The organism is Alteromonas gilva (assembly GCF_028595265.1).
In the GTDB taxonomy this organism is placed as follows: Bacteria; Pseudomonadota; Gammaproteobacteria; order Enterobacterales; family Alteromonadaceae; genus Alteromonas; species Alteromonas gilva.
Map to the genome: position 1 here is coordinate 220,465 of NZ_JAQQXP010000002.1, position 14,012 is coordinate 234,476.

The following is a 14,012-nucleotide window of genomic DNA, read 5'->3' on the forward strand; positions in this document are numbered from 1 at the left end:
AAATCATGGGCTACAGGCATAAAAAAACGGTTGGTCACCTGATGGGACCAACCGTTTTTTAACGGTGTAATTTACCTTTAACAGGCGCTGGTTGCTATGCTAAGCATGCAGGCCAGCGACCTGTTGGGTTTTATTGCATAGTAAAGTTAACACCGAAGAAGAATGTCCGTCCGCGAGGACCTGTTGGCCAGGCTTCCTGGGTGGCAAACGGTGTTTCGTTAGTGATGTTGTTCACACCACCAAATACCGACAGACTCTCATCGACGCGATAATTTACGTTATAGTCATGCATAATGGTGCTACCAAAGAAGCCACTGGCATCGCCGTAGATCTTACTGGCATCACCTAACCCAAGAGAGCTTTCTACCTCACCATAAGCCTGACGGCTTTGATATGTGGTTTGGAATGCCATGTTCAAATCACCAAGGGTCCAGCTCAACTCAACATTACCAGCCGTTTTAGGAGACTGAATTTCTTCCAGACCCACATCGTTATCTGTTGGATCGGTAGGATTGAAGAAACGGTTGAGTTCTTTCTGCCGGGTACCGACTACACTAATACCAAAGTCACTTGCACCTATACTAAAGACATAGTTTGCAGAGAAATCGATACCTTCAGCTTCAACACGGGCGAAGTTGATTTCACCAGTTGTTAAGTCATTTAAGCCGCCATCGGAACGACGAGCAAACTGGTTACAAAAACCAAGTGCCGGATAGTTTACTGAGTCGAAACAACCGTTGAGTATATCCGCTGCATCTACCGCAGAGATAGCATCTTCAATTTCAACACTCCAGTAATCGGCGGTCAGGGTTAACCCTTCAATAAAGCTGGGTCTGAATACAGCACCGAATGTCACGGTTTCAGCGGTTTCTACATCCAACTCAGGGTTACCACCTGATGTACCAGAGAAGCGGGCAGTCAGTGGGTTCAGCCAGATATAGTTACCGTCCGCATCCAGTATGTCAGATAAGGGTACACCTGCTGCCTGTAAGTCGGTTACACAGTTCGCCTGGCGAGATGAAGTACCTGCGCTGATATTAGCCGGGTCACAGGGATCAGTATCTAAATTAACAGTGATAGGCAACTGCGGATCAAACAATTCGGTGATGTTTGGCGCACGTACTGCCTCAGACACGGTACCGCGTAAGTTTAATTCTTCTACCGGGCTGTATGACACACCTACCTTCCAGGTAGTTGTTTGCCCAAGGGTAGAATAGTCAGCAACTCGCACAGCACCGTCTACGGTAAATTCGTAAGCGAAGGATCTGTCCATAAAGATTGGCAGGCGCACTTCTAAAAAGGCGTCGACAACGTCGTATTCACCAGCGGTATTAAATTGTTGCACGTTGTCTATACCGGTCAGGAAGTTCAACCAGGGCGATACCGTGCTAACCAGCTGACCTGCTGTGTATGGCGTACCTTCTGGTAAAATACCACGCTCCAGCGGATCGAGTCGGTTGTCACTTGATTCTTCGCGGTACTCAAGGCCGGTTGCGTAACCCAGTGAACCGTCTAATACGCTGTCTAAGAAGTTGAACTGACCAACGCCGGTAAGGCTAACGACAGTTTGCTCAACGGTTAGCTTATCCTGCTTTCTGGCAGTAATAAAATCCTGGGCTTCTTCACTGGCTGCAAACAAACCAAATGGGTTGAGCGGCGCACACTGGCCATCGCCTGGCGTAAAGGTATAGTAGCGGTCACTCGAGAACGCGCCATCAGCGTAATTTTCGTTGTAAGCGAAATAATCAATTTCATAAGCCGCTGTTGGGTCGATATCAGAACGACATACCGGGTTGCCATCCGGGCCCGTGGTCACATCCATGGCTGCAAACACCCGGTCAGTAATTTGATCAGAGTAATTGGTTGTGTTGGTAAAGCTACCGTGGTTAATGGAAAATTCCAGTGAGTGATCGTAAGAATAATCCCAGGTAAAGCCACCAACAAAGCGTTTGGTTTCACGAATATACTGGGTTTCATCGTCATCCCAACCAATGGCATCCTGCGTCAGCAGCAGACCGCCCGTCTGGGCAACCACAGGCTGCATTTGCTCAGGAATAAACGGGTTATCAGCCTGGATAAACAATGTATCGTAATAGCTGTCATATTCGGCATAGAAGTTGGTTTCGGCGCGAACGTATTTGGCTTCAAAGAATCCATTGATTTCGTCAGTGATTTGATAGTTACCGTTCAGGTTAAGAATTAACTTATCGGTATTCGGCATCAGGGTATCGTTATCAAAGTTAAATCTGGCGCCATTACCGCCACTACTCAATAAGCCGTTATATATCGGACCATCCTGATTCACGCTGATTGAGCCATCCGGGTTGGTAATCCAGCAGCCGGCAAGATAATCGTCTCGACCCGCGCGAGATTCCTGACAGTCTGGCACACCATTACCGTTGATATCGACATAGTTAATGTCACGGCCACCGAAGGAGGGGGCAATAGAGCCTTCATTAGAGGTTAACCAGTAGCGTACGTCACTGGCCAGTATTCTGGTAGGGTCGTCCGGGCTGGTGGGCACAACTGAAGATATGCCGTTGTTGCGTGACCAGCTGCGATCGCCGTGTAGAAGCTCTTCTTCTCGTTCCAATGAGGCGGTGAATACGATGTTACCTTTATCGTCGTCAAAGTTTTTACCAAAAGCGGTATCTAACGCAAAAGAACTACCACCGGATGACTCAGGCACAGCGCCTGTGGCATTAATTTGCACACCTTCAAAATCGTCTTTTAAGATGAAGTTTACAACACCGGTTACGGCGTCAGCACCGTATACCGCCGATGCACCACCAGTGGTGACTTCAACACGCTCAACCAGGGCGCGAGGGATAGTACCCACATCCACCGCTTGAGAACCACGGAAACCGGCCACATGGCGGCGACCGTTAACCAGGGTCAGGGTTCTGTCAGCCCCTAATCCGCGTAAGTTAAGCGAGTTTGAGCCGGTATCGGTGTTTTCGGCAGTGACCGATGAAATCAAGGCCGGAATGTCGTTTACGATGTCAGCCAGGTTAAGCTCACCTGACATGGCAATGTCTTTGGCATTTAATGATTGTACCGGTACCGATGAAATAACGTTGGGATCGGTTGGAATGCGTGAACCGGTAATATCAATAACTTCGACCGCTTTTAATTCCTCTTCCTGAGATTCCTGTGCCATCGAATTGGCTGCGTAACTCATTCCGAGCGCAGTCGCGATGCATAACGAAACGGCTGACCGTTTTACGTTAAGTTGATGCTTGTGTGTACCCATAGTGGTTTCCTCAACGACTTTTTATTATGTTTTATACGAATAAACAATTTATGCAGCATACTCTGTGCCATTATTAACAGGGCTTGAAGGTGCTGGCCTTGCGCACAGGCGCAGACACAAAAGGTGCGGCATCGATCAATTATAGAGCAATATTATGCACTGCAATAGTGCGTGGTGTGCAATTGCATGGCAACGCATCGTATTACTGAGAAGTTATTCGCTCGATGTGGTCAGCCTTAAAAGCGGCGCTGTGCTAACACTGCAGGTGACAGGCTTCCTTCAAGTTCACTGAGTTCGGCAGCTACAGACTCCCAGGCCCCTATTCCTCTGGCATTAATTGGCTCTCGTACCTGTTCACTGCTGGCGGTGTGAATCGCCCGCTCGGTGTTATGAAAATCCAGACAGTTCTGTTCATAACTTAAGCCAATATGGTGCAATATGTGTTCGATTTGTTGCTGCGGCGACCGGACCAGAGCTTCATACTGCACGGTTAATACCTTGCCGGGTAATGCGTTTGACCAGTATTCCATCAGGTTAACATAGGCATTGTAGGCGGCACCGATATGACTAAGGTTATAGCTGAAATCCACGCCCGAATGAAAATACTGTTTATACAGGCTTAGTCCGCAGTCCATGGGGTTGCGCCGCACGTCAATAATCACGGCATGAGGGAGAATTTTATGGATCAGACCTATCAGCCGAAAATTGAAGGGTTGCTTGTCGGTAAAATAGCGACAGTTTGCAGAGCGGAACAATGCGCCATCATCAAGATAAGCCTGGCCAAACGCCGACAGTTCTGCGGCGCTGAACTTGCCGATAGCGTCTGACAGGCCTGCATTATATTGTTCGCGTGCATGTTGATGAGCGCGTCGTTCAATGCTGGGTAACGTGGGCTGCTCAATGGTGCCTTCTATCTTACTGTGACTGGCCAGCATTTGCTCAATGAGGGTAGAGCCAGAGCGCGGTAAACCGACAATGAATATAGGGATGCATGTTTGATCTATTTGGTTGGCCTGCACAGCGAGCACATCCTGACTATAGGATTTCATGCGCGCTGCAAATTCGTTTTGCATAACCGCCGGTTGATAATGAGCGCAATTGACGAGCCGGTTTGCCTCTTTATAGAGCGCCATCGTCTGCGCGGCAGAACTCTCCGCTTCACTGAGTTTTGCATAGGCAAATGCAGCGACGGGGTTTTTCTGGTCAGCCCCTCCGGCCTGCAGTAACGATTCGAGTTTTAGTCTATCTTCGGCACTAAAGTCGTAATTTTTAAAATCGGCGAGAGCCCACCAGGCCTCTGCATTGCGCGGGTTAGCCTGCAAACTCGACTGCAGGCAGTCAATGCTTTCGTTACGTCGGCCCATAATCCGTAATGTCTGGCCACGTCTTAAATCCAACAGGCTTTGCTTTTGTTTATCGTTCCCTGTATGGGCGCCAGCCCGCTGGCAATATTCGAGAAGCTCGCCGTACTGGCCATATTTAAACAACAGATCGATAAGGGCTGACAAGGTATCAAAACATTCATCCAATTCAGCTAATACCTTTGCGTTGGCAATGGCCCGGGCAAAATAGCCGGCTTTGACATAGCTGTCAGTTAACAGCTTACGCAGCGTGACATTAGCCGGCAAATGCGCCACAGCCTGCTCCAGTAAGTCAATGCTTTGCAGGGGGGTATTCTTGGTCAGAGCGATGCTTGCCAGGGTAAAAATTGCTTTGGGGTGGTGCGCTTGCTGGTGCAACATTTGACGGGCAATGCTGGCGGCGTCATCGAGCTGATTGTGTTGCATGCATTGCTGTATGCGCTGAAAATCTTGTTTTAATGGATCGACGCTGTCGGCATGCTGAGCAATCTGCACAGACTCTTTTTTATGTCCGACTTCAAACAAACATTTGCTGAATAACAACCAGCCCTGATAAAAGTGTGGGTATTGCTGTACCGCCTGATACAAAAGCTTTATTGCGTCGGTAAGGTCACCTGCTGAGATTAGCAAGTTCGCCTGCGTTAATACTGACTGTGTGGGTTGTTGCGACATAGATTGATTAACCACGCAATAAAGGCTTCTGCACTGATAAGGCAAAAAAGGCTACCAGCTATTATTTTGCTCTGCAACAAAGCTGTCAGGTAATCCACAAACCGTTGGAATAACCTGGTAAAACAGCAATGCCCGTTGCGGCGCCTAGCGCCTGACTAAAGAATCTCGTTTCACGATAGTCGGGGTGTACTTAAAGGTGACATTATCTTGTGGTTGATTACCCGCGGCATAATGTATGGCTAATTCAGCCGCTTTTGCTGCCATGGCTTCGATAGGATAACGCAGTGTTGTGAGCTTGGGGCGGCAGTATTGGGCCAGTATGACGTCGTCATAGCCTATCACTGACACTTGCTTAGGAACGTCAATGCACCGATCCTGCAGCAGGGTCATTGCGCCGGCTGCCATGGCATCATTGTAGGCCAGCACCGCTGAAAAATCGGTACTGGCTGAAAGTACGTTGCGCATAGCCTGCATGCCGCCTTCCTGGTCCGGCGATGCGTACCCAATCATACACTCATCCAATTTAAGCCCCGCCGCGTCAATGGCTTGCCTTATGCCCTCGAGCCGCTCGTTGGGATCATCAATATGGTAATCACTACTGATAACAGCAAGCTGCCTATGGCCTTGTGATAGGGCGTATTCGGCCATCAACCGACCGCCGGTAACGTTGTCCAGCCACACACAGCGATTGGCTATTTGCGCAATGTAACGATTAATTAGCACAAAGCCTGGAATTTGCGCAGCAAAGTTAATCAGGGTGGTATCGTCGAGGGTTTTGCTGTGTACGACCATGGCATCAACCCGATATTCCATGAGGGTTTCAATTGCTTTAAGCTCGGTACGTTCTTCGATAGAACCAGCGCTTAGCAGTATCTGCACATTATTGTTGCGCGCGACGGTTTCCACTCCATGTGCGAGCATGGCAAAAAAAGGATCGCGAAGCTCAGCAACTACCACACCAAGCGCGGCGTTTTTTTGCGTTACCAGCGCTCTGGCATTAGCATTGGGGCGGTATCCCAACTCCTGCATCACCTTTTTGACATGCTGACGGGTTTTCTCGCCAACTTTAGGACCATTGTTTACGACCCGTGAAACCGTAGCTAAAGACACCCCGGCTGATATTGCGACATCTTTTATTGTAGCCATGACACTGTTATTTTTTCCGATGGTTTGTATCTGTATGTGCGCTGCGCATTCACCCTTTCTATAAAGTGCACGGGGTTCTTGCTGCAAATATTGCAAACACTACGCTAAAACGTATAAGCTTACTATAAAATTAAGGGTAAACGTTTACCCTTTCCCTGAAAATACAATTATGCGAGTGTTTTATGAGCAATCCTTTTGACCCAACTAACGATCCCCATCGTCGTTACAATCCGATGACCGGGGATTGGGTATTGGTATCACCACACCGCGCAAAGCGGCCGTGGCAGGGCCAATCTGACGAGCCATCCAACGAACCAAAGCCAGCTTATGATCCGAATTGCTATTTATGTCCGGGCAATACCCGGGTCAATGGTGAACGCAATGAACGTTACTCAGGTACCTTTATTTTTGAAAATGATTTTGCGGCGCTAAAGAAAGATACCGTTGCCGCGTCAGACCACGATGAGCTATTCACATTTGAAACCGAGCAGGGCTGCAGCCGGGTGATTTGTTTTTCACCTGATCACAGTAAAACCTTGCCAGAGCTTACCCATGAGGAACGGTTGCAGGTGGTTGAGTGTTGGAAAGCACAAACGGCAGAGCTGGGCAAAACCTATGGCTGGGTGCAGGTGTTCGAAAACAAAGGTGCAATGATGGGGTGCTCTAATCCACATCCTCATGGGCAGGTCTGGGCACAACAACATCTCCCTACTGAACCGGCTAAAAAGTGTCGGCAATTCGGTGACTATTTTGCCAGGCATGGTCGCAGCATGTTGTTTGACTACGCACAGCGAGAAGTAGAAAAGCAGGAGCGTGTGGTGTGCAGCAATGACGACTGGCTGGTGGTAGTGCCTTACTGGGCGGCCTGGCCATTTGAAACGCTCCTTTTACCCCTTTTTAAGGTTCAGTCACTCGCCGTCCTGACGGCCAGTCAGTCCGCCTCGTTAGCACAGATTATTGGCGATATAACGGTGCGCTACGACAATCTGTTCGAAACGTCTTTTCCTTATTCGATGGGCTGGCATAGTGCACCCTTTGATGGCAAACCACATGATGAATGGCAACTGCATGCACACTTTTATCCACCGCTACTGCGTTCAGCGAGCGTCAGGAAATTTATGGTGGGCTATGAGTTAATGGCTGAAACGCAGCGCGACCTAACCCCTGAGCAAGCTGCGCAGCGGCTTAAAGCACTACCCGATACACATTATAAAAAGGTGAATGCGTAAATGAATAATCAGGTCCTCACAACCAAGTTCGACGCTTTCTATGGTATTGCGCCGCAATGCATTGTACAGGCGCCAGGTCGTGTCAATTTGATTGGCGAGCATACCGACTACAATGAAGGTTTTGTTTTCCCCGCTGCAATAAATTTTGGCACCTGGATAGCTGCCTCAACACGTGATGATAAGCAGGTTGTGGTCACGGCGCTGGATTACAACAATCAGCAAAATACCTTTGCCATCGATGATATCGCGTTTGATGAGTCTCAGGGCTGGGCAAACTATGTGCGTGGGGTGGTCAAAGTACTCCGTGCGGATTTTCCTCACATCGGTGGGGCTAACTTATTGGTAACGGGCGATGTGCCGCAAGGCGCGGGCTTAAGTTCATCGGCATCCTTTGAGGTGGCAACAGTAAAAGCCTTTGCACAGTTATATGATTTACCTATAGAGGGAGTTCAGGCGGCATTGGCAGGACAGAAAGCCGAAAACACTTTCGTCGGGTGCTCCTGTGGCATTATGGATCAGCTTATTTCAGCCATGGGGCAGGCCGGTCATGCAATGCTATTAGACTGCCAGTCTCTGACTATGCAGCACTGTCCACTGCCAGATTCCCTGCAGATAGTGATTATTAATTCCAACGTCAAGCGTGGTTTGGTCGACAGCGAATATAATTTGCGTCGCCAGCAATGCGAGGAAGGGGCTGCCGTTATGGGCGTATCATCATTACGGGGAGCAAGCCTTGGCCTGTTGGAGGATAACAGAAGTGCTATGTCCGATGTTGTATATCGACGCTGTTTGCATATCATCACCGAAAATTCCCGCACAATCACAGCAAGTAAAGCCTTGTCTTGCGGCGATATTGCGGTGTTAAGCAGAGCAATGGCTGAGTCTCACGTATCAATGCGTGACGACTTTGAAATTACCGTAAAACCCATCGATTATCTGGTCGACATAGTCGGCCAGCTGCTTGGCGAACATGGCGGCGTACGCATGACCGGCGGCGGCTTTGGTGGGTGTGTCGTGGCACTGGCGCCGGTCGACAAAGTGCCGGCTATTAAGCAGGTCGTTGCCGAAAAATACCCAAAAGCCACAGGGTATCAGGCGGATATCTATGTGTGTACTGCCGGCCAGGGCGCATTCGCTTAAACGCTGAATGCGCTCTGGGCTATCTGTATCACCACGGATAATCGGCAGGCAACACAATATTTTTGGCGGCCAGTCGTTGCTCTATTTTATGGCGTAAATTGACTAAATCGTCGGGCACTTTTGTGCCCAGTTTTTAACCCGGCACGGCGCCCTGGAAGAAGACCGCATCATTGGGGTGGAAACCGGCGGTTGTCCGCACACTGCAATTCGCGAAGATGCGTCGATGAATCTGGCGGCGATTGACGAGCTGCAGTCGCGCCATGCCGAACTCGATTTTGTGCTGGTGGAAAGTGGCGGCGATAACTTAAGTGCCACTTTTAGCCCGGAGTTATCAGATTTAACCCTGTATGTTATTGATGTTTCTGCTGGAGATAAAATCCCCCGTAAGGGCGGCCCGGGTATTACCAAATCAGATCTGCTGATCATTAATAAAACAGATATTGCTGACATGGTCGGTGCCTCACTGGAGGTAATGGACCGGGATTCGCGCAAGATGCGCGGCGACAGACCTTTTGTTTTTACTAATTTAAAAGCCGGCGAGGGCCTCGATGACATCATTAAATTCATCGAGGTAGAAGGCATGCTCACAAAACCAGAATAAGGACTCAATATGAAATTACTACTTACGGTATTAAGCTTGCTGCTTTGTTCAGCAGCACAGGCCCACGACGATCACGCTTTAAATGCAACGTTTCATGAGTTTTATCATTTCGCGTTTTATAGCTTGTTGGCGCTAGTGGTACTGAAAGGTATTCAGTGGGGCGTTAAACGCCTGCAAAAGCAAAGTAAAGAAGGGTAAAGTTGTGCGCCGGGTGACGTGACTCACCCGGCAAAAGTGGTGTTAAGCCAGGTGTTCGTTGAAAAAACCTAAGGTACGTTGCCAGGCTAATTCAGCCGCGTCGCGATCGTAACGGCCGGTGGAGTCATTATGGAACCCGTGATTAGCCCCGGCATACATGTGCATGGTGTAATCGACGTTATTGCCTTTTAAATCCTCTTCGTACTCAGGCCAGGTGGCATTCACCCGCTGGTCGAGCTCCGCTAACTGAATAAGCAGGGGCGCTGTGATGTTGCTGCGCAATTCTTTTGCCGCAGGTGTGCCATAAAAGGGCACGCCTGCCACTACTACATTTGGCACTGCAGCGACCAGCATGTTTACAATATAGCCGCCAAAACAAAATCCCACCGCGCCGAGCTTGCCGTTACCGGCTGAATGAGCTTTGAGAAATTGTGCCGCGGCAATAAAGTCCTGCTCGATTTTGGCTCTGTCCAGAGAGCGCTGCATGCTCCGGCCTTCGTCGTCATTGCCCGGATAGCCACCGAGTGGATGCAAAGCATCAGGCGCAAAAGCAATAAAACCGGCCTTTGCTGCTCGCCGGGCGACATCTTTGATGTACGGATTTAAACCTCTGTTCTCATGAACCACTAACACAAGAGGTGCTTTGGTGGTGAGGCGACTTGGTGTAACCAGGTATCCCCGGCCTTCACCGTGGCCTTTCTCTGAGGGGAAGTTTTCGTAGGTAGCAATAATGTCCGGATCGTTAAAGGACACCTGTTCGGCCAACGCGTAGTTGGGCAACAGCGCTGAAGAGAGCATGGTCATACTAAAGCCCAGTGCAGCCAGTGAGCCGAGCTTGGCCATAAAGGTGCGCCTGTCAATGATGCCATGGGCATATTGATCGTACCAATCGAACGCTTCCTGGGGAATGACTGGTGATGACTCCTGATGTTGCTGCACTGGCTTGTTCATAGCGGTTTACCCGTAGTGTGATGGTTGGTTATTTTTTATCTATTAACTATATGTGTTAATCGTTGCGCCCGATCACAAAATAATCAAAACCGCTGCAATATTCTTTTTTGCGGCTTCAGGACGCGGCGCTTGTTTTACTGTCATTCAGTATTTAGCAGATGCCATCGCCCTGGATGAGTCAATGCCTACTGATTGCCACCGCTTCATTTACAGTATTTGACTGCGCTCGTTATCAACAATCTGTTGCGATTGAAAAAAACTTTCAACATAAAGATAATTAAATGTAAAAAAACTACATATAAAAGGTGATCATGACAAGAAATACTCAAAATATGTAATTTAATTACGTAAACTACTTTCAAAATAATTTTAATCGTGCATAATACAACCATCGAGAGACAAAACTGTTGTTTAATTACACATTGAGGATTCACTATGAAACTTTCTACATTAGCTATTACTTTTACCCTGGCACTGACTTCTGCTCAGGCCTTTGCACAAAAAGTAGTTTTCAAACCAGTATCAGACAACCTTGAAACACAAGCCTGTCTGACTGCTGCTAACGACGGTTATTTTGCGGCACGTAAATTAATTCGTAAGAGTGGTCTGGATTTTGTTACTTTTTCAGCGACCGTGTCGTGTAACGGTGTAAGTTTGAAAAAGTTCGCAAACCTGTATGCTGACAATTCTGACGCTGTTGCCTCGTCGTTTGCGTTAGTTGCAAAAGACCAGGACGTTGCTACTCAAGCCTGTTTAGACGCGTTATCTATCGGCGAAACGCAAGCCCTTGCTAAGTATAACCTTGAAGGCGAAACAATTTTCTGTAACAGCAAGTCTATGACTAACTTTGTACGTCGTTACAACGCGCAAAACGTTGTGGTAAAAGCGAACTCAGCAGAGTAATCCTACCCTCGGGTATATGGAAACAAAGCTAATGGAAAGTTTGCCGGCCGCTGTTGCAGCGGCCGACATAGCACTGGATTTATTAGTTTACGTCGTCTGAAAAAAGCCCTTTAGCAGCGACTATCATAAGCTCCCAAACCCCTTGCCAACACATCGCGAAACCTTTCGCATTCAGCGCTTCTCGCGCCTGTTAAAGCACTATCATTATTATCACACTGCAAACCGAACCCAAACGCGGCAATCATTCGTCATTGCAATAACGGATAAATCTTTGGTCTTCGCCAGCGCTCCAATCCAGAATGATGTTGGGCTAACCGGCCCTGCGACGTTTGAAACCGTAAAAGTTATCGTTTGTTAAGCAAACTGCAAGGTAAAATACAACCAGTAGCTATGGTCGGGTTTACTAAAAAAAGTCGGTTGAGATGCGCTATTTATACCGTTTGGTTTTTGGGTGGCTAACTGCATGAACAGTCGGATTCCGGCGGCTTGATTTGCGCCTGTTATGGTGACTTCACATTGCTTTTGTATACAGCTTACGCCCTGTAATTTAAAATCCGGGTCGGTATTTGCTGCATAGAGTAAGTCGCTGAGTGCTTGTTCTGTGCGTTGGCGCCAGGCCAGATCTGTTTCCAGTGGAGTGTTCGCAACGGGGTTGGTCAGCAGAGAATTGTCTTCAGACACCTCTTTGAACATCCAGTCAGCATCTTCACCCAATGCTTCGCGCATGCGTTCTTTTAATTCCCGTAAATGGTTTTCGTGCCAGTATTCAAATTCCTGTTGTGCCATGGGGTATTTTTCTGCGGCCAATTGCTGTTCAGCTTGAGCAAGGGTAGCAGTTACCTTATCTGACTGTGCAGCTTGCAAAGGGGGCTCGGACGTTGCGTTATTTCCTGTATGAACAGAGTCCGTGTTACCAGATTCAGTATCGGTAAGTTGAGCAGATCTCATCGTCTGTGATATTACTTCAGGCGCATTATCTTCGGAAGTTGAGTCTGATGCAGTGCTTGAGTCAGGTTGCAAGCCAGGGCCCGGTTGCTTGTCTGTGTGGGTGGCATTAAGCGCTGTGAATTGTGAGGCCGTTGTTAACGGATAACGTTGACTCGTAAAGAATCCCGCTATAAAAAACAGTGTTACCAATATTGCGATAAATCCATACTTCATTTGTGCATCCTGCAAGTATTACGTTATGGGTGTGATTTTTTAATCTAATGTATACCTCTCATATTTGCACTACAAATGTTCAGATGACAGGTGATTGTCACGGCGGTCAGGTGTGGCTAAGTCAGGTTGGGTAAATCTTCGTGGTAGGCTATAACACCGTTACGGCCCAGCTTCTTGGCCGCATAGAGGGCTTTATCAGCCTGGCTGATTAATACGTCGCAACTGATACCCTCGGTAATGGTTGATACGCCCACACTGGCGGTAACATGAATATCATTAACCATGTGTAGTTGCTCTATCTCAGAACGGATCCGTTCAGCCAGCTCGAGTGATTTAGCGGCGTTAGACTCCGGTAGTAGTACTAAAAATTCTTCGCCACCGTAGCGCCCCACCGTATCTGAACCGCGTATGTTATTAAAAATACACTGCGCCAATTCATGGAGCACGTCATCGCCTACCTGATGGCCATGGGTGTCATTGACCTGTTTAAAATGATCGATATCGACCATCAATATTGAGAATGGACGGCGGTAACGCTCAAACGAAGAGTAGCACTGTTGGAGGCGCTCTATTATGGCGTAGCGACTGGCAATACCGGTTACCGTATCGGTATTGGCCTGCCGTTCGAGTTCAAGCGTACGTTGCTTTACTTTCTCTTCGAGGGTTTTATTCACTTCTTCAAGCTCGCTGCGCACCGCTTCGAGTTGGGCATTACGCTCTTGCAGCATTTCGATACTTGGTATGCGAATGAATGAGGGCATGAGACGCCATAAAAAAATGGCTGTCACAATAGATATGATACCCGTGAGAAGTTTAATCACCCCTTCGATAAAATAATACCCATGCCAGATATTGAGGATGCCAATAAGGTGAGATGCCCCACAAAACGCAATGAAGCAGGCAAATAATAACGCGAGCCAGCTGAACTCGATATCTTTACGCTTATGTATAAAGTAAAAAATACCAACGGGTATCAGTGCATAGGCCAATACCGTTGAGATATCGCCAGCAAGGTGCAGAAACAACAAATCGCCACGCCATAACAGGCAATGGCCATGGGGCATCAGGCTGCCGTCAAATATTCTGTCAAACAAATCAACCACCGTCCAAGCTCTCGCGCAAAAAAAACCAGAGGAATGTATGCCCCAGATACCATTGATTATAGGTCGGGTTTAACGTAATCGTTATTTTATATTAGTGCCTAAATATCATTGCGACCATTTTTAGGTTAATTAATGCCTATATTTATGTGTTGGTTTTTATTATTGACGTGCTGTCGCTGCATGTGAGCTGTGCTAAGACGAATAATAGTCGCCATAATTTGACATGCATGGGTTAGCATTGGGATAAAATAATCGGTAACCTAGTGCCATTCTCTCCTTGTTAAGCTGCTAAAT

10 protein-coding genes and 1 pseudogene are annotated in these 14,012 nt (G+C 48.0%); 5 read left to right on the forward strand and 6 right to left on the reverse strand.

What is annotated here, in order from left to right; genetic code table 11:
* Window positions 1-130 precede the first annotated feature (130 nt).
* From OIK42_RS14645 to OIK42_RS14655, 3 genes are all read right to left on the reverse strand, one after another.
* Window positions 131-3,253 (reverse strand): TonB-dependent receptor domain-containing protein, encoded by a 3,123-nt coding sequence (locus tag OIK42_RS14645; protein ID WP_273641780.1) that lies wholly within the window; start codon window positions 3,251-3,253, stop codon window positions 131-133.
* A 236-nt stretch (window positions 3,254-3,489) separates the two neighbouring features.
* Window positions 3,490-5,286: a tetratricopeptide repeat-containing sulfotransferase family protein gene (locus tag OIK42_RS14650; RefSeq protein WP_273641781.1), complete on the reverse strand. Its 1,797-nt coding sequence runs from the start codon at window positions 5,284-5,286 to the stop codon at window positions 3,490-3,492.
* Between the two features lie 144 nt (window positions 5,287-5,430).
* Window positions 5,431-6,432, reverse strand: a complete 1,002-nt coding sequence (locus tag OIK42_RS14655) for a LacI family DNA-binding transcriptional regulator (RefSeq protein WP_273641782.1) — start codon at window positions 6,430-6,432, stop codon at window positions 5,431-5,433.
* A gap of 182 nt (window positions 6,433-6,614) precedes the next feature.
* Between OIK42_RS14655 and OIK42_RS14660 the strand changes: the two genes are divergently transcribed.
* The 4 genes and pseudogenes from OIK42_RS14660 (at window position 6,615) to OIK42_RS14675 (ending at window position 9,600) form a co-directional block, all read left to right on the forward strand.
* The gene (locus OIK42_RS14660; protein WP_273641783.1) at window positions 6,615-7,661 is read left to right on the forward strand and encodes a UDP-glucose--hexose-1-phosphate uridylyltransferase; all 1,047 of its coding nucleotides are present in this window, start codon (window positions 6,615-6,617) and stop codon (window positions 7,659-7,661) included.
* Window positions 7,662-8,801 carry a galactokinase gene (gene galK / locus OIK42_RS14665; RefSeq protein WP_273641784.1) on the forward strand — a complete coding sequence of 380 codons (1,140 nt, stop codon included), beginning with the start codon at window positions 7,662-7,664 and terminating at the stop codon, window positions 8,799-8,801. It begins immediately after the preceding gene.
* Window positions 8,802-8,925: 124 nt separating this feature from the next.
* Window positions 8,926-9,402: pseudogene (ureG, locus tag OIK42_RS14670) on the forward strand (urease accessory protein UreG); the annotation flags it as partial.
* A 9-nt stretch (window positions 9,403-9,411) separates the two neighbouring features.
* Entirely contained in the window at window positions 9,412-9,600 is a 189-nt protein-coding gene (locus OIK42_RS14675) for a hypothetical protein (RefSeq protein ID WP_273641785.1), read from the forward strand.
* Window positions 9,601-9,642: 42 nt separating this feature from the next.
* On the opposite strand, the gene OIK42_RS14680 is transcribed toward OIK42_RS14675, so the two are convergent.
* The gene (locus OIK42_RS14680) at window positions 9,643-10,551 is read right to left on the reverse strand and encodes a dienelactone hydrolase family protein (RefSeq protein WP_273641786.1); all 909 of its coding nucleotides are present in this window, start codon (window positions 10,549-10,551) and stop codon (window positions 9,643-9,645) included.
* A gap of 435 nt (window positions 10,552-10,986) precedes the next feature.
* Between OIK42_RS14680 and OIK42_RS14685 the strand changes: the two genes are divergently transcribed.
* Window positions 10,987-11,454: a DUF3718 domain-containing protein gene (locus tag OIK42_RS14685; RefSeq protein WP_273641787.1), complete on the forward strand. Its 468-nt coding sequence runs from the start codon at window positions 10,987-10,989 to the stop codon at window positions 11,452-11,454.
* 354 nt (window positions 11,455-11,808) lie between these two features.
* Here the strand turns inward: OIK42_RS14685 and OIK42_RS14690 are convergent, their stop codons facing one another.
* Both OIK42_RS14690 and OIK42_RS14695 read right to left on the reverse strand, forming a co-directional pair.
* Window positions 11,809-12,615 carry a hypothetical protein gene (locus OIK42_RS14690; protein ID WP_273641788.1) on the reverse strand — a complete coding sequence of 269 codons (807 nt, stop codon included), beginning with the start codon at window positions 12,613-12,615 and terminating at the stop codon, window positions 11,809-11,811.
* Window positions 12,616-12,731: 116 nt separating this feature from the next.
* Window positions 12,732-13,709 carry a GGDEF domain-containing protein gene (locus OIK42_RS14695; RefSeq protein WP_273641789.1) on the reverse strand — a complete coding sequence of 326 codons (978 nt, stop codon included), beginning with the start codon at window positions 13,707-13,709 and terminating at the stop codon, window positions 12,732-12,734.
* Window positions 13,710-14,012: the final 303 nt, after the last annotated feature.